This window comes from Elusimicrobiota bacterium (assembly GCA_018816525.1).
Lineage (GTDB): Bacteria > Elusimicrobiota > Endomicrobiia > CG1-02-37-114 > XYA2-FULL-39-19 > OXYB2-FULL-48-7.
The window spans coordinates 1-19,597 of the sequence record JAHIVV010000048.1 but is presented as its reverse complement, the minus strand read 5'-3'; the positions used below and the strand labels follow the sequence as shown (position 1 = coordinate 19,597).

The following is a 19,597-nucleotide window of genomic DNA, read 5'->3' as shown; positions in this document are numbered from 1 at the left end:
TTAAAAATAGTTTCCGAAATTACATTTTGAAACTATAACCAACAGCAATATTAAAAAGCGAACAGGCAGTGCCGCTGGTTGTAATATAATAGTATTTTATGGCGGCATCTATTGCCGGGCTTAATGAAGCGCCGGCTCCAGCGCAGATTCCAAAATCCGATTTGCTTAAAATCCCCGCTCCCGAAATCATGTAAATTCCTGCGCCGCCGGTAAGATACGGAGCGAAACTTCCTGACTGGTTGCCAACCGGATATTGAATTACGGCAAGTATAGGCATTGCAGTTGCAGAAACATTATATGAAACTGTCCCATATATTGGTTGAAAAGTCTGATAGTTGAAACCCGTTAATCCTGTAAGGCTGTAATTATAGCTATACAGCGGGATAGAGGCAAGTTCTATTCCTGCGGAATATGTTCCCTTATCCCACAATGCCTGAACTCCCCCATTCAATCCGCCTTTGGTCATTGTTCCGCCCAAACTAGAGACATCCGGTAATGACGGTGACATCAATGTGCCATAACCAAGGACTGGTTTTAATGTCCAGGCAAAAGCACCGCTGCAACTGCTCAAAACAACTACTGCTAACACCAACAATTTCTTCATTTTTTCTTCCCCCTCATTATTTTTTTACAAAAGAAAACTGTCTGTTTGCTTTATCAATCTCTTCCTGGGTAAACGGCTTGCCGTTCTCAGGGTAAACAAACATTTTCCCTTCGTAATTTTTTATAATTACGCCGCTTTTTGATTTGGAAATAAGATATTCCGGTCCGATCGGGACCTTCCCGCCGCCGCCCGGCGCGTCAATTACATAAGTTGGTACAGCATAGCCGGTAGTATGGCCTCTCAAAGAGTCAATAATTTTTATTCCGGCGCTTATATTAGTCCTGAAATGGGAAGTTCCTTTTGCTAAATCGCACTGATATATGTAATAAGGCCTTACCCGGATTTTCAAAAGTTCGTGCATAAGAGTCATTATTATCTGGGGTTTATCATTTATTCCCTTTAACAGTACACTCTGCGAACCTAAAGGAATACCCGAGTCTGAAAGCAGGTTGCAGGCTTTTTTTGATTCGGCTGTTATTTCTTTTGGATGATTAAAATGAATGCTTATATAGAGTGGCTGGTATTTTTTAAGCATTGAGCAGAGTTTTTCTGTGATTCTCTGCGGCAGTGTCACTGGCGCGCGGGTTCCAATCCTGATTACTTCGATAGTTTCAATTGAACGGAGGGTTTTCAGGAAATACTCAAGTTTTTCATCAGACAAAAGAAGCGGGTCCCCGCCAGAGATAAGTACGTCCCGTATTTCTTTATGTTCCTTTATATAGTTAACTGCCTGATGAAAGTTTGCTGTTGACATGCGAGTCTCACTGGAGCCTACAATACGCCTTCTGGTGCAATGCCTGCAGTAAGTTGCGCAGGTATCCGTTGCTAAAAGCAGAACCCGGTCAGGATAACGGTGAATCAATCCGGGGACAGGGCTGTCTTCTTCCTCTCCGCAAGGATCTGACATTTCATTGATGTTTGTTTTAAATTCCTGTAAAGAAGGTATGCACTGTTTTCTTAAAGGGCAGTTTGGGTCGTCTTTGCTTAGCAATGATGCAAAGTATGGTGTAATTGCCATTTTAAATATTTTGTTTGAATACTGAATTGCGCGTTTTTCTTCAACTGTCAGGTTAATAATTTTTTCCAGCTGACCTACAGTAGTTATTCTGTGCCTTAATTGCCAGAACCAGTCATTCAGGTTTGAGGGCCAACTTACGGGACTTGTGTCCGGAGGCTCGCAGTCTGTGTGAGGCATTATTACTCCTTGTCTTTTTTATCGAACAATTGTATCTGAGGTTCCAGCCCGGTAATTATTCTTTCTTTCAGCCAGTGATCGATAACTTCTTTTGAAAATCTATACTGCCTGCCAATACGGGATGCAGGAATTTTTTTTGTTCTTATTAGATTATAAATTTTTGATTTTCCTATCCCTAAATACTGGGCTAATTGAATAACATCCATAATTTCAGGTAATTTTTCTGAATTCAGGTTTGTTAGCGCTTTATTCTCTTCCATCTTTTACCATCCTGTTTTGTCTTTTCCTTTCGACTGCCATATTATACAATATAAACATATTTTTTGTCAATAGGGCTTCGCAAATCATTATTCCATCTATTGCTGTTTGGTTGTGTTGAGTGCTTTGTTTTAGTTCTTGGGGTTTTTGCTTAACCTTGGTAATTGGAAATAGGTTGGTACCACTTTGCGAAATGATGTGCCTTTTTTCTTGGATGCAATAAGGGCGATTGTGGAAGCTTTTGGAAAGATGAATTTGGTATCCGTTAAAATTTTAGAATCAGGGAATAATGTTTTCAACAATTCTTTATACTTTAACGCGCCTTCGCCTGTAAAAATTACCGGCGTATGTTTAAAAAGGTTTTTAACATCCTTAATATTTTGAAGTTTAGGCGCAATCAATCTTTTAAACTTTGTTCCCTCCGTTTTGTAAAGCGCAATATAAACATTTTCCTGCTGGGCCGGTATTAACGGACAGATAAAAAAAGCTTTCGAAGCTTCTGATTGGCGCGCCAATGCATCCAGCGTGGACACTCCAACCAGAGGAATGTTGTAAATCTGGGACAAAGTTCTGGCAAAAGAAAGGCCTATACGTATTCCTGTAAAACTTCCGGGCCCCGTTGTACAGGCAATTTTTGTAAGTTGTTCAAGTTTAATACCGCGGGTGATTTTATTTAATTGCTGAAACAGTACATCTGAATGCCTTAATTGGTCACTTAGTACAAACACTTCCCTAATTACTGCGCCGCTATTGTCCGTAAGGGCTAAACTAAGGCTTTTTGTTGAAGAATCAATTGCTAAAATCATGTTTTTTTATTATTATTTTTCTTGAGTTATTCCTATGAGTTGAAATTACTATTTCAGTATATTTTTTTGGCAGTGAAGATTCAATTTTTTCAGGCCATTCTATTGCGCAGATATTATTTTCATTCAGGCATTGGTCTAATCCGGATGTAATGAAATCATTCCCGTTTATCCGATACAGGTCCAGGTGGCAGAATTTCCCTTTTTTTAACGAATATTCCTTCATAATTACAAAAGTAGGACTGACAATTATTTTCTTTATACCAAGCCCTTTAGCCAGGCCTTTAGCAAAAGTTGTTTTGCCGGCGCCTAAATCTCCTAAAAGGCAGATAATATCGCCGCCTTTAAGATTATGTGAGAGGTTTGCGGCCATGTTGATTGTTTCATCAGCGCTTTTAGAATAAAAAATGTTTTTATTTGAAGTGCTGGTAGAGTTTTTCTTTTTTGATTTGAATTTCTTTGCCATTTTGATAGTATTTAATGCCGCTGTTTTTATTTTCAACGGTTCCTATGCACCTGTATTTTGGCATGCTTTTTTTTGACGTGAATATCAGTTCATAATCTTCCCCGCCGTAAAGCGCAAAATCGATTGGAGAACCGGAATATCTTTTTAAAGGACTGGAAACCGGAATAGTATCTAAATTGATTTTAGCTCCGGTTTTGCTCATGGCGCAGATAAGGCCGATGGAGTTGGCAAGGCCGTCTGAACAATCTATCATACTGGTGGCGTATTTTGCTATTGTCTGCGCTTCATTAATCCTTACCGGAGGATATAAATGTTTTTTTATCAAATAGTCTGCGGTTTTTTTGTCAGTTTTTTTACCTTTAAGCAATATATCCAGGCCGCCGGCAGAATCACCCAGCGGGCCAGTAACATAGATTTTATCTCCGGGTTTAGCGCCTGAACGCCTTATAATTTTTCCGTTGGTGCCTGTTGCGCCGAACATTGTGATTGCGATGGTAAGTTTGTCTGAAGAGTTTGTATCCCCTCCTAAAATGAATACTTTATATTTTTTGCAAAACTTTTTTAAGCCCTTATAAAAACTGTTTATATCCTCAATTTCAACCCTGCTATCAGGCAAACCAACGCCGATAAGGCAATATATCGGTTCACTCTTGCATCCCATTGATGATAGGTCGCTTAAGTTTATTGCCAGGGATTTATAACCAAGCGCTTCAAACAGCGCAGGCCTGCTTATCAGCGAATCAGCCCAGGATAAGCAAAAATGCACGTCCTCAAACAATAAATCTGTGGTAAAAACGAGTTGTTTGTCAGGAGAGTTTATGACTGCGGCGTCATCGCCGGGGGCAACGATAACTCTTTTTTTATATAAAGAATCTGCCGAGAGCCACCCCAGGATCTTGTTTATAAGATTATATTCGCCATAATTTTTAAGTTTCAAAGGAACTTCAATCCTTTTTTAATTCTTCTTCGCCCTTTTTGGCGTCGTTTTCATCTTTAAGAGTGGTAATGCCTGCAATTACCGACAGAAGGCCGCCGAAAAAAAACATAATAGGCAGAGCTCCTTTCAAAATGATGATAATGTCTGCCAGGCAAAAATTTAAGCCTATCCAGGCAGAAATTGAAACAACCAGCAATCCGATAATCAATGCTAACATGATTTACCCCCCCCCCTTTGAGTTGGACGAAATCCCAAAACCGCTTCATTATTGGTTTTGGGACATTTGATCCTCTGCAATCTGAGCAAACAATTTTGCTCCTGTGATTAATATGCTTTCATCTATATCAAATTCTGCGTGATGTAATGCCGTTGCGGCGCCTTTAAGCTGGGTTCCTATTCTCATGAAACATCCGGGCACAAACTGCAGATATTCAGAAAAATCTTCCGACCCCATAGTTGGTTTTTTAGAAATAACAATTTTGTTTCTTTTGACTACTTTTTTAGCCGACTCAATGCAGTTATCGACATATTTGTTATCGTTGTCTACCACAGGGCATAGATTGAAATATTTAAAGCCGTATTTTAACTTATGTTCAGCGGTTTTTTGTTTTATAATTTCTTCAATGAGTTTTGGCATTTTTCTTCGTTGGATTTCGTCAAGAGTCCTCACGGTTCCGGTCAGTTCTATACTTTCCGGAAAAATATTAGGCCGGGCTCCGCCGTGAACCATACAAACGCTTACAACGGCAGGTGTTGCCGGGTGAATTTTGCGCTGTACAAGCGATTTCAAGGAAACAATCAGTTCACTTGCGGTAAATATTACATCTTTTGCCAGGTAAGGATAAGCGCCGTGCCCTCCCCCGCCGTAAATTTTTAATTCAAATTTATCCGAAGATGCCATCATTTGCCCGTACTTGAAACCAATTGTATTTGTTGGGATTTCCGGGTGCACATGAAGGCCGAAAATGCAGTCAACAGGAGGGTTTTTTAACGCGCCTGCTTTTATTACATCTAGAGCTCCTCCAATCTGTTCTTCATTGGGCTGGAAAATAAGTTTTACAATACAACCACTTTTTTTAAGCTCAGCTTCATTCTGTTTCAGCAAAATTGCCGCGCCGATAAGCATTGCGGTATGAGCGTCATGGCCGCAGGCATGCATCACGCCTTTGTTTTTCGACTGGTAATGTTTTTTTGTTTTTTCTTCTATAGGAAGCGCATCAATGTCCGCTCTGAATGCCACAACTTTCCTAACTTTCTGTCCCTGCGTGTAGGACGGAATATGCGCTATCAGCCCGCTTTGTTTAAGAATTCTTGTTTGTATGCCGTATGATTTTAGGATGGAGTTAATATATTTTGTGGTTTTTATTTCCTGGTTTCCCAGTTCTGGGTTCTGGTGAATCTGTCTTCTGATGGATACCAATTTTTTTTGAAGGTTTTCCATATTGGGTATATTACCTCTTTAGTTTAGAGTTCTTTTTAATGCCTTAGGTATATTCTCAATTATATCACTCGGTGTCATAGCTATTTGTGTTTTTTCTTTTGCTGCCAGGTCGCCAGCCAGGCCGTGGACATATACTGAAACAATTCCTGCGTTCAATAGTTTTTCTTTGCTAGTTGTACCGGCAACCTGGAATATGAAAGCCGCCAAAATCCCGGTAAGCACATCCCCGCTTCCGCCCTTGGCCATGCCGGGGTTTCCTGTAGAATTAATAAAAACTTTTTTACCGTCGCTTACAACAGTCTTGTTACCCTTGAGAACACAAATTACTTTATTCTCTTTGGCGAATTTGAGGGTATTCTCAGCGCGTTTTGATTGTATAATATTCATGCTTAATCTGGTTAACCGGGTTAATTCGCCCGGATGCGGGGTTATAATAATTTCCGCGGCTGATTCTTTTAGTGATTTGGTTTTTCCATTGAGCGCATTAAGGCCGTCAGCATCAATTACGACAGGCAATGCAGCTCTTTTTAGAATTTCAATTACCAGTTTTTGCGTTGAGAAATTAGTTGTTAATCCGGGCCCGACAGCCAGCGTAGTAATTTTGTGCTTCCCGATGAAATTTAAAATTGAATTTAGTGCACTAAAAGACAATGTTCCGTCTTTTGTCTCTTTTAACGGGAGAGTCATTATTTCGGGAAGAGTTCTTTTTGCCGCGGCCGGCTGCTGGTTTTCCGGGACGCCCAAAGTTACTAATCCTGCGCCGCTTCTAACGCATGCATTTGCGCTTAAGACCGCTGCGCCCGTCATGCCTTTAGACCCGGCGAGAATTAAAATATTCCCGTAATCGCCCTTATGTGAACCTGGTTTTCTTTTTTGAATGAGCCTGTTTATAAGGTTTTTGTCTATTTTCTGTGTTTTCACATATTCAATACAGCCAGGGCTACAGCGTAATTTTTTGTGTGGGACAAGGATATACAAATTTTCTTCCGGATTTTATCGAGCCGTTTCGGCAAAACAACTACAGGTTTCCCAAAACTGTCATTTTTAACCGAAATATCCTTATGGGATAATTTCCTGTCTCCCACAGCTTTCCAGATTGCCTCTTTTGCGGCAAACCTTACGGCATAATGCTCGGAGCAGTTTTTTCTCTTGCTGCAATAGTCAATTTCTTCTTTCGAAAATATTTTGTTAAGAAATTTCCTATTTTTGACCAATTTTGCAATTCTGGCTACTTCAATAATGTCAACTCCTGCCTGCATAGAATTAACGTTTGGTCCATTGGAATTTCTTTCTTGCTTTCGGCTGGCCGGGTTTTTTGCGTTCAACTTCCCTGGGGTCTCTTGTCAGCAAGCCGGCATCTTTTAGTTTTCCCCTGAAAGTGCTGTTTACTTTTATCAGCACTCTGGAAATAGCATGCCTTACCGCTTCTGCCTGCCCGCTTAAGCCTCCGCCGGTAACATTGACGGCATAATCGTATTTTTTTGAGTCCAAAATTACATTAAACGGTTTCATGATTTCAGCCCGGTGCTTCTCCATTACGAAATACTTATCCAGTTCTTTCGAGTTGACTTTGATTTTTCCCGACCCGTTGACTGTTTTTACTCTTGCGATCGAAGTTTTTCTTCTTCCTGTGGCCCAAAGGGCTTCGCTTTCCTTGGTTATTTGCGCGTTCTGCGTGTTTTGAGTTACTTCCTGCGGTGTTGTTTCTGGCATTTTTATATCCTCCCGGAATTAGCCTATTTGTGTTAATTGAGCTACGTGTGGATGAGTTTCATCTTTGTATATCTTGAGCCTTTTCAGCATAACATCGCGAAGTTTGTTTTTTGGAAGCATTCCGCTGACTGCGGATACAATTATTTCTTCCGGTTTTTTCGCGAAAATGTTTTTATAGGAAGCATATTTATCTCCTCCGGTATGGCCTGTATGGCGGAAATAAATAAGCTGTTCCGCTTTTTTGCCAGTTACCCGGACCTTGCTTGCATTGATAAGGACAATAAAATCGCCGCAATCAGTATCTTTTGAGTAATCCGGCTTGTGTTTCCCCTGGAGGATTTTAGAAATTTCCGTAGCCATGCGCCCGAGCACCTTATCATTTGCGTCCATTAAGTGCCATTTTCTCTTTACATCAATTACTCTTGGTTGATAAGTCTTTTGCATTTTGTTCCCCTCTCCTTAAATTAATTCTTTCATTTCTTTGACTGCTTTGTAAAGCCCTGTAAATACAGCCTGCGCTACTATAGAAAAGCCAATATTCAAAGTATTCATATTGGGCAGCCTTGCAATCGGTTTTACGTTTTTATAGTCCAGCCCGTGGCCTGCATTTAAAACCAGCCCGAGCTCTATCGCAAGCTCGGCCGCCTGGCGGATTTTTTTAAGTTCCATCTTAATGTTTTTCATTTTTGCGCATTCGGCATATTTGCCGGTATGCAGTTCAACACAATCGGCTCCAACTATTTTGGCTGCTTCAACCTGTTTTTTGTCCGGGTCAATAAACAGGCTTACTACAATGCCTTTTGATTTGAGCCTTGAAACGACTTTTTTTATTCTCTCTTTTTGGGAAAACACATCCAGGCCGCCTTCAGTAGTTAATTCCTCTCTCTTCTCTGGGACCAGGCAAACTTCATCCGGCCTGATTTTTAATGCGAATTTTACTATTGCTTCCGCAACAGACATCTCAAGATTAAGAGGTATTTTCAATTTTTTTCTTAACAGAACTACATCACTGTCCTGAATATGCCTCCGGTCTTCCCTTAAATGTACGGTTATACCATCCGCGCCAGCAGATTCGCATATACCCGCAGCATAAATCGGTTCAGGAAAACCCGCTTTCCTTGCCTGCCGTAAAGTTGCAATATGGTCGATATTTACGCCTAGTTTTACCATGTTACCTTATGTAAAGCCAAAGAAGTACAGCTAAAACGAATGCCAGAAGTTTTAACTGCCAATTGTGTTTAAACCGTTCAAGCATTGGAAGCCTTCTTGTTATTTGGAATAAAAGTTTTTTCCAGTTTTTTTCTGTAAATGTCGCTGAGTTTCTTATGTAAATCGTCAGGATTTATGTTTTGTTCAAGTTTGCCTTCGAGCGCCAGAGAAATATCCCCGGTTTCTTCGGAAACTACAATAACGATAGCATCAGAAATTTCAGATATTCCCAGCGCTGCGCGGTGCCTGGTGCCTATCATCTTTGATGCCACGGGGTTGTCGCTTACAGGAAAAATACAGCCGGCTGAAGTAAGCCTGGAATGCTCGATAATAACAGCGCCGTCATGCAGAATAGATTTTGGGTAAAATATGCTTAAAAGCAATTCGTTGCTTACATCCCCGTTTATCAGGGTTCCTGTTTCAATATAATTCTTAAGGCCGATTTCCTGTTCGATGGCTATCAATGCGCCGATTCTTTTCTGCGACATTTCTTTTACGGCCTGGGCAATCTCTTTAACAACTTTAAGTTCACTTTTGATGAATATTCTTTTAAGCGGCTCGCCGCCTATTTTCGCAAGTACCTGCCTTAATTCCGGCTGAAATACGATTGCAACAATTATTGGCGCGGCAATCCAGAATTTTTCAAGGAGCCAGCTTAAAGTTTTAAAATGGGCCATTTGCCCCACAAAAATTGTCAGCAAAGCAAGTATGACAAAACCCAGGAGTATTTGTACCGCCCTGGTACCCTTTATTAGCAGGATTATTTTATAAAAAATCCAGCTCACTAACAAAATGTCTACAATATTTACTATGTAGTTATTCCAGATCAGGCTCATGCCAATACTCTTTCATTCTTTGTTTTTGTTATTGTTTCAAGCACTTTTAAAAATTGTTTTGTTTCTTTCACGTCGTGCACTCGCAAAACTTTAACTGAGCTGGTGAAAGCCCAGGCACAGGCAGCAAGGCTTCCGTAAAGCCTTTCGCTGGCTGGGAGAGGGCTGTCTTCCGACACGAGTATTTTTCCAATAAACGATTTTCTTGAGGTTCCCAAAACTAAAGGGCAACCGGTTGTGTTGAAGTTTTTTAAGTTACTCATTATTTCCAGATTGTGTTGTGTCGTTTTTCCAAAACCAATCCCAGGGTCAATCAGGATTTTTTCTTTTTTTATCCCGGCAGTTGCTGCGTAATCAATTCTTTTATGAAAAAAATCGTTAATCTCCCTGGAAACATTTGTATATGCCGGATTCAGCTGCATATTTTTCGGAGTTCCTTTAATGTGCATGATTATTACGTGCACGTTTCTTTCAGAAACAAGTTTCGCCATGCCGGCGCTGAAAGTCAGGCCGGATATGTCGTTTACAACCGCAGCCCCAGAGTCAATGGCAGCATTCGCTACTGATGATTTATAGGTGTCTACGGAAATTATCGTATCTTTGAATTGTTTGGCAATTCGTTCTATAACCGGAACAATCCTTTTGATTTCCTCATTTTCATCAACAGCTTCTGCGCCGGGCCTGGTGGATTCGCCGCCGATATCAATGATATCCGCGCCTTGCGCGACCATTTCCTGGGAATGATTGAGAGCATTGTCCAACAAATTATATTTTCCACCGTCAAAAAATGAATCGGGGGTTACATTCAAGACTCCCATAATTAAAGGCCTGTCAGAATTTAAAAGATCATTTAATGTCATTTCTTGATTAAACTCAATGCTTCAGCCCTGGTTTTTGCGTCTTTCAAGAAAGTGCCTCTTACTGCGGATGTCACAATTGTTGTGCCTGGTTTCTTTACGCCTCTCATGGAAAAACAAAGATGCTCCGCCTCTGCGATTACGAGTACTCCCAAGGGTTTTGCGAGTTTCACAAGCGTATCAGCAATGTGTTTTGTTATCCTTTCCTGAAGTTGCAGCCTTCTTGAATACATTTCTACCAGCCGGGCAAGTTTTGAAATTCCCAACAGGCGTTTTTTATGAGGTATATAAGCAATATGAATTTTACCGTAGAAAGGCAGAAGGTGATGCTCGCACAGCGAGTAGAAAGGAATATTTTTTATCAGGACTATTTCGTCATATTGTTCTTCTTCGTAGTAGATTGAAAGTACTTCTTCGGCTTTCTGGGATTGCCCGCTTAGGGCTTCAACATAGAAATTGCTTACGCGTTTCGGCGTGTCTTTTAATCCCTCTCTGTCAGGATTTTCGCCTATGGCGATGAGCAGTTCTCTTATAGCTTTTGCCACTCTGGGCTTATCAATTTGCTGTTTGCGTTGTTCCATTTGTTATTTCTTCACCCTTAATTATTTTTTCGACTTCTTCAGAGTCCAGAATTTCTTTTTCAATTAATTTTTCAGCCAATCGTTTTAATGTTCCCATGTTCTGCTCAAGCAGGTTTTTTGCCCTGCCTTCGCATTCAGAAATTATTCTCTTTATTTCTTCATCGATGATTTGGGCGGTATTTTCGGAATATTGGCGTTCTCTCTGAACAATGTCCCTGCCCAGGAAAGTTTCTTCTTCGCGTTTTCTTAACGTAAGAGAACCGAGCTTCTGGCTCATTCCGTATTCACAAACCATTTTTGTGGCTATTTCTGTTGCTTTTATCAGGTCATTCTGCGACCCTGTAGTTTGTTCGTTGAATACAAGTATTTCGGCCATTCTTCCGCCAAGCATAGCAGCCAGCCGTGCAAGTATTTCAGTTTTTGTTACCAGATACCTGTCTTCAATCGGCAGCTGCAGCGTGTAGCCCAGAGCGGGTCCTCTTGGGATTATTGAAACTTTATGTACCGGGTCTGATTCCGGAATAAGTTTTGCAATCAAGGCGTGCCCTGATTCGTGGTAGGCTATGATCTTTTTTTCTCTGTCTGAAATCATTCTGGATTTTCTTTCCGGCCCGGCAATTACCCTGTCAATGGCTTCTTCAAGCTCGGTCATTTCAACGCCGGTTTTATTTTTTCTTGCGGCTAATAGCGCCGCTTCATTTACAAGATTCGCCAGGTCAGCGCCCACAAATCCGGGTGTCCTTCTTGCAATAACGTTCAGGTCGACAGCTTTTTCAAATTTTATGTTTTTTGCGTGAACTTCCAGGATTTGCTGCCTGCCTTTGAGGTCGGGTGTCGGAACAACTACATGGCGGTCAAACCTGCCGGGCCTCATCAATGCCGGATCCAGTACATCAGGCCTGTTTGTTGCGGCAATAAGAATTACACCTTCTTTTGTGTCAAAACCGTCCATTTCTACAAGCAGTTGGTTTAATGTCTGTTCCCTTTCATCGTGGCCTCCGCCGATACCGGAGAACCTGTGCCTGCCGACTGCGTCAAGCTCGTCGATAAAAAGCAGGCAGGGCGCGCTTTTGCGGCCTTGTTCAAAAAGGTCTCTTACCCGGCTGGCGCCTACACCTACAAACATTTCAACAAATTCACTTCCGCTTGATGAGAAGAAGGGAACACCGGCCTCGCCGGCAACTGCTTTTGCAAGCATAGTTTTTCCGGTACCCGGCGCTCCGTATAAAATTACGCCTTTGGGTATTTTCCCTCCCAGCTTTTGAAACTTTGCCGGGTCTTTTAAAAACTCAATTATTTCTTTAAGTTCTTCCTTCGCTTCATCGCATCCTGCAACATCGGCGAAAGTAACTTTGGTTTTCTTAACGCCCTGCATTTTTGCTTTGCTTCTTCCGAATGCAAGCACCTGCTTGCCCCCGCCCTGCATCTGGCGCATAACAAAATAGTAGAGAGCAACAAACAGTATTATCCAGCCGACATTGCTTAAAATTGCAATCAACAAAGTATGCTCATTTTCAGCGGAATATTTTACATTGTTTGCTTCAAGTTCTTCTACAAGTTTTGGGTCGTTTACGGGCAAGGTTTTGAATAAAACTTCCTTGCCTTTGTCCGAAAGATAGGCGCCCCTGATGAGGTCGCTCTTTATTTTTACGTCTTTAATCTGATTGTTTTTTATTAGAACCCTGAATTGTGAATAGGGGATTTCTTCTTCTGCCTGCATCATTGATAACGGTTTTAGAAGCATAAAAAGCCCGAAGAAAACCAATACCCAGATGAAAAGCCCTTTAAAAACATTTTTATTTTTCATTTTTGTGTTTTCTTAAAAACAAGATCGTCCCCTTTTCGTTCGATTGAAATATTTTTCAGTATTATTTTGTTCTTGCCGCCTTTGGCGGAAGCCAAAAACTGAAATATCTCTTGAATGGATTTTGAATAGTCCTGAATGTTTAATTTAGACAGGATGCTTTTCAGAAGTTTCCATCTCAGGTATGGATTATACTTAAAAAACGTTTTTAAATCAAGCGTTACGTAATTATAATTAAGCCTAACCGCGGCTTTTTGAGCTGTTTCGGCAATTTTATCAAAATAGGTTTCTTTTAAATCTGAATATTTTGAAAGGTTTGCAAAATGTTCGAATACCTGCCGGTTAATTTTTAAAAGTTTTGGTAAAATCTCGTGCCTGATTAAATTTCTGGAGAAATTTACATCTTTATTGGAGCTGTCAAAGCAGTATTTAATGTGCCTGTCTTTTAAGTAGGCAAGGATTTCCTGTTTTTTTAAAGAAAGCAGGGGCCGGATTATTAGAATATCCTTGCCGGTGAGCTGTCTTTTTACGGGAATTGCTGTTATTCCCTCCTCGCACCTGGACCTTACGAGGTTTAACAAAACTGTTTCAGCAAGATCGTCCAGAGTGTGCCCTGTTGCGATTACGTTATAGCCGTTATGATTTGCGATTTCGGCCAACGCGCCGTATCTTACTTTTCTGGCTTCAGATTCTACCCCGGATTTGGATTTTTTTATCCTGACACTTTCGATGTAAACAGGCAATTTTAAATTAACGCCGGTTTTTAAAATAAATTTTACTTCATTTTTTACTTCATTCGGCCTTAGGTTATGGTTAATATAGGCAATTCCCAGGTTAAAGCCGAGTTTTTTCCTGAGAGTTAAAAGCAGGTTAAGCATGCAGACGGAATCAGGCCCGCAGGAAACGGCCGCCAGAATTTTGTCTGTAGGTTTGATGAGTTGGTTTTCACGAACGTGTGCCAGGAATTTTTCGTAGATTAGTTTCATAAAAGAAATGGAGCCAAAGGGATTTGAACCCTCAGCCTCTGCGTTGCGAACGCAGCGCTCTCCCAGTTGAGCTATGGCCCCATTATTTGAAATTGTAAGGATATCTAAAGACGCCTTTTTCGGTTATTATTGCAGTTATCAATTTCGAGGGTGTAACATCAAATGCAGGATGGCGGACTTTTATATTTTTTGGAGCAATGCATTTATCTCCTATGTTTGTAACTTCGTCCCAGGAACGTTCTTCTATAGGTATTTCTCTTCCTGTTTTCTTACCTGTGTCGATTGTTGAACCGGGTGCTGCAACATAAAAAGGAACGTTGTGGTATTTTGCAAGTATGGAAAGCGAATACGTGCCAATTTTATTAGCTGTATCGCCATTTGTTGTGATTCTGTCAGCGCCTACGACAATGGCTTTTACATTTTCGGTTTTCATGATATAGCCGGCCATGTTGTCGGTTATCAATGTAACGGGAATATTCTGTTGTTTAAATTCCCAGGTGGTTAACCTGGCGCCCTGCAGGTAAGGCCTGGTTTCATCAGCGTAAACCATTTTTACTTTTTTCTGCCTGTAGGCTTCAGTTATTACTCCGACTGCCGTGCCGATACCCCCGGTTGCCAGCGCCCCGGCATTGCAGTGGGTAATTACGTTTGTATTTTTTTTGAATAGTTTTGCGCCGAATTTACTTATTTTCTTGTTCATTTCTATATCTTCCGCCCAGATATTAAGCGCTTCTTTCTCGGCAGATTTTTGCACGAATGTGATTTTTTCTTTTTCTGTTTTGAACTTTTCGGGTGCAATTGCTATGAATTCCGAAATTTTTTCTTTCATCCTCTCAACGGCCCAGGAAAGGTTTACAGCAGTGGGCCTGGATTTCTTTAACGCTTCACCGGCTTTAAACGTATATTTTAAAAGTTCAGCGGTATTTTTGAATTTTTTTTCATTACAAGCCAGAGCCATGCCGAAAGCGGCGGTTATGCCGATAGCCGGAGCGCCCCTGACTACCATATTTTTGATGGCGGCTGCGGCCTGCTGATGGTTTCCTGCCCTGACGTAAATTATATCCTGAGGCAATTGTTTCTGATCAATCAGGAACAAGTTAGAATTTTTCCAGTAAAAAGGCCTAATGTTTTTCATTTGTTTCTTTCAATTTACGGAATGGTTTCGAGCGATTGATGCAGTTCTTCTTCGCTGCGGCCTTCTATTTCGATAATTTTTTCTCTGCCGCGATGGCCGCGCCTTAGGAAAATTTTCGATTGTTTCACTTCAAAAAACTCTGCTAGAAATTTAATCAGCAGTTTGTTTGCCTTGTCTTCCACGGCAGGAGCATGAATTTTAACCCTGAGGATAGAACCAAGCCGTGATACAATCTCCGTTTTCTTTGAATTTGGTATCACGCGGACTTTGATAATCATACGGGTTTAAACCCCCTAATAAATTGCTGGCTTTTTTAGCCGGCTATTTTGTAAGTTCTTTTGAGCGTTTTTTTGCGCATTTAACGGCTTCAAGAACTATAGTTTTCAATTTTTTTGCTTCAAAATATTTAATCGCCTGCTCGGTTGTTCCGCCGGGCGAAGTTACTCTCTGCCTGAGAAGTTCTGGCGCTTCGCCAGAGCTTCTTAACATTTTGCTTGCGCCGAATAAAGTCTGTATAACAAGAGTTTTGGCTGTGGTTTTGTCTAACCCCATCTTTTCAGCAGCTTTTATCATTGACTCAGCAAAATAAAACAAGTAAGCCGGGCCTGATCCTGAAATTGAAGTAACCGTATCAAAGTGTTTCTCAGACAAAACTATTGTTTTACCCGCACAACTAAATAGGGTGGCCGCACGATTTGAATTATTTTTGGATGCGTATTTGCCGGCACAAAGAGCCGCCATGCCTTCTCTTACGAATACCGGCGTATTCGGCATTGTGCGGATAACCGGCACTTTGCCAAGAAATTTTTCAATAAATGAGGTGCTTATCCCTGCGGCTACTGAAACAACAGTCTGTTTTTTTGTTATTTTACCGGATAGTCCAGCCAGTAAATCAGGCATTTGTTGAGGTTTAACTGCAATCACTAGGATGTCGTACGAACCAATGTTTTTTGGAGAAATGGATATCCCATACTTTTTTGAAAGATAGCTTAATCTCTCTTTTCTGATATCTGTTGCAGTTATCCTGTGTTTCAAAAAGCTGTTTGAATTAATGAGTCCGGAAATAATCGATTCTGCCATGTTCCCGGCGCCTAAAAAGAGTATTTTGTCAGTTTTCATTTATAAAGCGCTGTGCCGATTCTAACCATATTTGAGCCTTCTTCAATTGCCGCTTCAAAGTCGTTCGACATGCCCATTGAAAGAATCGGGGTCTTTGAATAAGGTTCATTTAACAAGTGCTTGATGTCATCCATCGTTCTTTTTGCTTTGTTAAAGTATGGCCTTGCTTTTTCAGGATCTTCGAAAAATGGAGCCATTGTCATTATTCCGCAAAAAACGACGTTTTTTAGCTCAGGAATAATATCAAGTAATGCTTTAATATTATCTTCAAAAATACCGAATTTTGATGGTTCTTCAGATACTTTAATTTCAATTAGACACTTAATGTTTTTCTTTAACTTTTGTGCTTGTTTATTTATCTCTTTTGCCAGGTTCGGGCTGTCAACAGATTGTATAAAATCAAACAATTCTACGGCTTTTTTTGCCTTATTTGATTGCAAGTGGCCTATCATGTGCCAGCTGGTGTTTAGCGGAAGGCAATCAGTCTTCGAAGCCGAAGAAAGCGCTTCAAATTTTGTAGTTGCGGACTGAATACGATTCTCCCCAATATTTTTAACACCAAGGCCTATTAATTCTTCAATTTTGTCAATTTCTACCGTCTTAGTGACAGCGACAAGTGTGATTTCATCTACTTTCCTACCTGTTTTTTGAGCAGATTTAGCTATTTTTTCGCGTATTTGGTTAAGATTATCACTAATCACTATCTTATTACTATAGCAAAAAAACAAGAAGAAGTAAAGGTGAGGCCGACTACAACTAGTAAACAAAGAGGTATAATGTAACTGCAAATCAAACCTGGGGATGGGTCAAAAGTGGATTATTTCTCCGTGCCAATTTTTAATACCGCATAAGTTTTTAAATTTTTGACTTCTATTTTTTTGGTTTTTTTGTTTATATTTACTGTAACATCCTTTTCCGGAGAAAATATCTCCGCGTTTTTATAAGCTCCGTTCCAGGTTATTTCTGCATTGCACTTTTTATTGTTTTCGTAATTTAACAGATGCAAAAAGTAAATATCGTCTTTTTTGTAAATGTCGGCTGTAACAAATATTTTTGACTTAACCGTAAATAACTTTTTCCGAAGGCCCAGCTGTTTTGTAATTGCATCAACCATTTTTTTTGCTTTTGGCGGATAGTACGTATTCAACAGCCATTTATTCGGCCTGAAATCGAACCCTTTTTTAAAATCCAGCTTTTCGGGCGCATCCTCAAGCCATAAAGCATTTTCATTATCCTTCAAGTTATCCAACACACCGGTTTTTCTTTTAAGAAAATATTCATCATGAGCACAAGATTCACCGGTAAAAATAATTTTCCCGCCTTTCGGGCCTTCCAGGAATTTTTCTAATGCTTCCAACTCCGCATTTTTCATCAAGCGGACATCAGGAACAATCAACAAATCTATATTTTGAAGCAATTCAGGCTTTTCTCCATAAACGAAAGAAAAAGGAATTTTATTTTGCAACAGAATTTGCTGTAAGCCCTGCAAGGAATTCCAGCAATGGTTAAAATCAGCCGTTATGCTTTCCCTGTTATAATATATGCCTGCCTGGGAAGCATGTTTTACATTATCATATAAACCAGGATGCTGTTCTAAAAACTTAGCCACATCTCTTTGAGGGTTCAAGTATTCCGGGCGTTCGTATAGCGCAGACTTCCCATCGTTATCCAGGCGCATTCCCCAGGTTGAAGCAGCACAATGCCCGCCGAACGCCAGGCCTTCGCATAATGATAACATTACTTCATTGCTGTCATTGGGAAACCTGTAACTGCCGTTTTTGTTTAAATGATGGTGCGAGGCATATACCTTGAAACCACTGGCATTGCCGTGCTGGTAAATTTCCGATTGATGCCGTATGGAATTTCTCAGGCTTTGAGGGAAGAGAAGATTTTCTGCGCAGACTAAATCGTGTGTTTCGCCAAGATCCGGTATGTAAATATTCACATAAGATACCTGGTCGGATCTTCTGCCTATGGTAGGGTTGCCGCCAAAAATTGCGCCTTCCTTTGTACTTTTTACTTTATCGCGTATTAATTTTATCATCTTCTGGCGCTGTATCTGGCGGAACTTTATCATCTCCATCCACAGGGGATCGTTACATATATAATTCCGGGCTGAAGGAAATTGAACACCTTCCAGCGAAGAAATACCAAAAACCATTTTGCATTTTTCCCGGGAATATGTTTCTTTAAGATACTCCCTGAACTGCTCCAGGCATCTCTGGCAATAACAGCCTTTATAATAATCATTATCCAGGCGGATTCCGTCTAAATCACAGTAATTTAACCCAAGTTCAACGCCGTCCAGATAGTATTTTTGTACTTCGGGATAGGAGAAACATAATACATTCCGGTCATACGTAGATGCGTATTTGTAAGGTTTGCCGTATTCATCTATCTGAAGCATTGATTGCAATTCAGGATAATCCAGAAAAAAAGTTTCTGATTGAATTGAAAAAAACTGGAAATACCCCAGAACTTTTATTCCAGCTTTATGCGCATTTTCCACAAATAATTTAGTGCGTTCTATTTCTTCCCTCTCGCTTTTTAATCCGAAACCGTATAAAAAGTGAGTTTCCAGCAGGTTATAGCCTGCATCTGCTATTTTTTTGAGTTCTTCGTAGGTATGCATCCTTTCATACCACTCTTCAAAAATATGGCCGCCAATATCAACTGTATTCAAAACCTTTATTCTTGTCCTGCGCCCATACTGTAAAGTATAATGAAACCCCATGATAAAACATTTTGGCCCGCTGTTAGTAATCATAATTACCCCTTTTTTAATTGTTTATCCAGAAACGAATATATTTTTTTTGCCAGAAAATTAAGGAATCATACAAGTTTACATTCCCATAAGTAGCAGGCCCGCCTCGGGTTATCGGATTCTGCTACATAAATAGTTTTTTTGTCAACTATCGCGATATCGTGCGACCTGTGGCATCCAATCCCGCCCGGTTCTTTAATCTCACCGAGAATATTAAACGATCTTTTTGAACGGTCATAAGTGAAAAGAAAACTCTTCCCATCATCTCCGCCGATTCCATAAATCAAATTATCACTGCCTATTTCCAGGCCCGGCATCCTTCCTTCGGCAAAAGGTTTGCCTAAAAACTCAATTTTTAATTTTTCCGGGTCTAATCTTACAAGCGCGCCGTCGGTTATCCCAATGTAAATAAAACCGTCCCCACCGTTAATCATAGTGTCTACAGGGCCCGCGCCGGCATACATTGTGCCGCCGGTAGCATTGGGTATGTTAAAATCAAAAAATTCCACTTTGTTAGCGTCAGGGTCATAACGGTAAAATTTATGGTGGCGCTGGTGCCACGTTCCCCAGAACCTGCCTTTGTCATCCAGGGCTGATATATGAGTAATGCTTCCCATAAACCCAATGTTTGTTACTTTCCTGGTGTCAATATCAAAACGTATTAAATTAAAATTCGGATAGGTCATCGCATAAATTATCCGCCGCTTCATATCCAGGGTGATTGTCTGTATGTAATTGTGCGGAAAAGGGGCAGCCAGGGTCTCGTATTTCTTTGATTCAATATCATAGGAAAAGATCCTGCCGCCTTTAGCATCCATATATAAGGAAGCGTCATGCAGGCAGGCGGTGGCGGTATAAATGGTTTTATTGCCGTCAAAAGTAAGAGAACGGT

The 19,597-nt window shown here is 40.6% G+C and carries 24 protein-coding genes and 1 tRNA gene; all 25 read right to left on the bottom strand.

What is annotated here, in order from left to right; all coding sequences use genetic code 11:
- Positions 1-19 precede the first annotated feature (19 nt).
- A complete protein-coding gene (locus KKH91_04720; protein MBU0952111.1) occupies positions 20-604 on the bottom strand; it encodes a hypothetical protein in 585 nt (194 codons plus the stop codon).
- A 16-nt stretch (positions 605-620) separates the two neighbouring features.
- A complete protein-coding gene (gene ablA / locus KKH91_04715; protein MBU0952110.1) occupies positions 621-1,799 on the bottom strand; it encodes a lysine 2,3-aminomutase in 1,179 nt (392 codons plus the stop codon).
- A 2-nt stretch (positions 1,800-1,801) separates the two neighbouring features.
- Complete coding sequence (locus tag KKH91_04710; GenBank protein ID MBU0952109.1) at positions 1,802-2,059, bottom strand: helix-turn-helix domain-containing protein; 258 nt, start codon at positions 2,057-2,059, stop codon at positions 1,802-1,804.
- Between the two features lie 129 nt (positions 2,060-2,188).
- Positions 2,189-2,863 (bottom strand): tRNA (adenosine(37)-N6)-threonylcarbamoyltransferase complex dimerization subunit type 1 TsaB, encoded by a 675-nt coding sequence (gene tsaB, locus KKH91_04705; GenBank protein MBU0952108.1) that lies wholly within the window; start codon positions 2,861-2,863, stop codon positions 2,189-2,191.
- Complete coding sequence (gene tsaE / locus KKH91_04700; protein MBU0952107.1) at positions 2,847-3,326, bottom strand: tRNA (adenosine(37)-N6)-threonylcarbamoyltransferase complex ATPase subunit type 1 TsaE; 480 nt, start codon at positions 3,324-3,326, stop codon at positions 2,847-2,849. Before tsaE ends, tsaB begins: the two co-directional genes overlap by 17 nt.
- Positions 3,274-4,263: a thiamine-phosphate kinase gene (gene thiL, locus KKH91_04695; protein ID MBU0952106.1), complete on the bottom strand. Its 990-nt coding sequence runs from the start codon at positions 4,261-4,263 to the stop codon at positions 3,274-3,276. Before thiL ends, tsaE begins: the two co-directional genes overlap by 53 nt.
- Before the next feature lie 7 nt (positions 4,264-4,270).
- Positions 4,271-4,480 carry a hypothetical protein gene (locus KKH91_04690; protein MBU0952105.1) on the bottom strand — a complete coding sequence of 70 codons (210 nt, stop codon included), beginning with the start codon at positions 4,478-4,480 and terminating at the stop codon, positions 4,271-4,273.
- A 48-nt stretch (positions 4,481-4,528) separates the two neighbouring features.
- Positions 4,529-5,704 (bottom strand): amidohydrolase, encoded by a 1,176-nt coding sequence (locus tag KKH91_04685; GenBank protein ID MBU0952104.1) that lies wholly within the window; start codon positions 5,702-5,704, stop codon positions 4,529-4,531.
- A gap of 18 nt (positions 5,705-5,722) precedes the next feature.
- Positions 5,723-6,625 carry an NAD(P)H-hydrate dehydratase gene (locus KKH91_04680; protein MBU0952103.1) on the bottom strand — a complete coding sequence of 301 codons (903 nt, stop codon included), beginning with the start codon at positions 6,623-6,625 and terminating at the stop codon, positions 5,723-5,725.
- Positions 6,622-6,963: a holo-ACP synthase gene (gene acpS / locus KKH91_04675; protein ID MBU0952102.1), complete on the bottom strand. Its 342-nt coding sequence runs from the start codon at positions 6,961-6,963 to the stop codon at positions 6,622-6,624. Before acpS ends, KKH91_04680 begins: the two co-directional genes overlap by 4 nt.
- Before the next feature lie 4 nt (positions 6,964-6,967).
- Complete coding sequence (rpsI, locus tag KKH91_04670) at positions 6,968-7,417, bottom strand: 30S ribosomal protein S9 (protein ID MBU0952101.1); 450 nt, start codon at positions 7,415-7,417, stop codon at positions 6,968-6,970.
- An 18-nt stretch (positions 7,418-7,435) separates the two neighbouring features.
- Entirely contained in the window at positions 7,436-7,861 is a 426-nt protein-coding gene (rplM, locus tag KKH91_04665) for a 50S ribosomal protein L13 (GenBank protein MBU0952100.1), read from the bottom strand.
- A gap of 15 nt (positions 7,862-7,876) precedes the next feature.
- Positions 7,877-8,587: a pyridoxine 5'-phosphate synthase gene (locus KKH91_04660; GenBank protein MBU0952099.1), complete on the bottom strand. Its 711-nt coding sequence runs from the start codon at positions 8,585-8,587 to the stop codon at positions 7,877-7,879.
- 77 nt (positions 8,588-8,664) lie between these two features.
- Positions 8,665-9,462 carry a diadenylate cyclase CdaA gene (gene cdaA / locus KKH91_04655; protein MBU0952098.1) on the bottom strand — a complete coding sequence of 266 codons (798 nt, stop codon included), beginning with the start codon at positions 9,460-9,462 and terminating at the stop codon, positions 8,665-8,667.
- The gene (folP, locus tag KKH91_04650; GenBank protein MBU0952097.1) at positions 9,459-10,319 is read right to left on the bottom strand and encodes a dihydropteroate synthase; all 861 of its coding nucleotides are present in this window, start codon (positions 10,317-10,319) and stop codon (positions 9,459-9,461) included. Before folP ends, cdaA begins: the two co-directional genes overlap by 4 nt.
- Complete coding sequence (gene folE, locus KKH91_04645) at positions 10,316-10,897, bottom strand: GTP cyclohydrolase I FolE (protein MBU0952096.1); 582 nt, start codon at positions 10,895-10,897, stop codon at positions 10,316-10,318. Before folE ends, folP begins: the two co-directional genes overlap by 4 nt.
- Positions 10,872-12,704, bottom strand: a complete 1,833-nt coding sequence (gene ftsH, locus KKH91_04640; GenBank protein ID MBU0952095.1) for an ATP-dependent zinc metalloprotease FtsH — start codon at positions 12,702-12,704, stop codon at positions 10,872-10,874. The genes folE and ftsH overlap by 26 nt, the downstream gene beginning before the upstream one ends.
- The gene (gene tilS, locus KKH91_04635; GenBank protein MBU0952094.1) at positions 12,701-13,687 is read right to left on the bottom strand and encodes a tRNA lysidine(34) synthetase TilS; all 987 of its coding nucleotides are present in this window, start codon (positions 13,685-13,687) and stop codon (positions 12,701-12,703) included. Before tilS ends, ftsH begins: the two co-directional genes overlap by 4 nt.
- An 8-nt stretch (positions 13,688-13,695) precedes the next feature.
- A tRNA-Ala gene (locus KKH91_04630) sits at positions 13,696-13,768 on the bottom strand.
- Position 13,769: 1 nt separating this feature from the next.
- Entirely contained in the window at positions 13,770-14,813 is a 1,044-nt protein-coding gene (mtnA, locus tag KKH91_04625; protein ID MBU0952093.1) for an S-methyl-5-thioribose-1-phosphate isomerase, read from the bottom strand.
- 23 nt (positions 14,814-14,836) lie between these two features.
- Positions 14,837-15,100, bottom strand: coding sequence for a YggU family protein (locus tag KKH91_04620; protein ID MBU0952092.1), 264 nt, complete (start codon positions 15,098-15,100; stop codon positions 14,837-14,839).
- A gap of 43 nt (positions 15,101-15,143) precedes the next feature.
- The gene (locus KKH91_04615) at positions 15,144-15,941 is read right to left on the bottom strand and encodes a pyrroline-5-carboxylate reductase (GenBank protein ID MBU0952091.1); all 798 of its coding nucleotides are present in this window, start codon (positions 15,939-15,941) and stop codon (positions 15,144-15,146) included.
- The gene (locus KKH91_04610; GenBank protein ID MBU0952090.1) at positions 15,938-16,645 is read right to left on the bottom strand and encodes a YggS family pyridoxal phosphate-dependent enzyme; all 708 of its coding nucleotides are present in this window, start codon (positions 16,643-16,645) and stop codon (positions 15,938-15,940) included. The genes KKH91_04615 and KKH91_04610 overlap by 4 nt, the downstream gene beginning before the upstream one ends.
- A gap of 113 nt (positions 16,646-16,758) precedes the next feature.
- Positions 16,759-18,708: a beta-galactosidase gene (locus tag KKH91_04605; GenBank protein ID MBU0952089.1), complete on the bottom strand. Its 1,950-nt coding sequence runs from the start codon at positions 18,706-18,708 to the stop codon at positions 16,759-16,761.
- A gap of 65 nt (positions 18,709-18,773) precedes the next feature.
- The coding region (locus KKH91_04600; protein MBU0952088.1) for a hypothetical protein at positions 18,774-19,597 on the bottom strand (824 nt) is incomplete at its 5' end.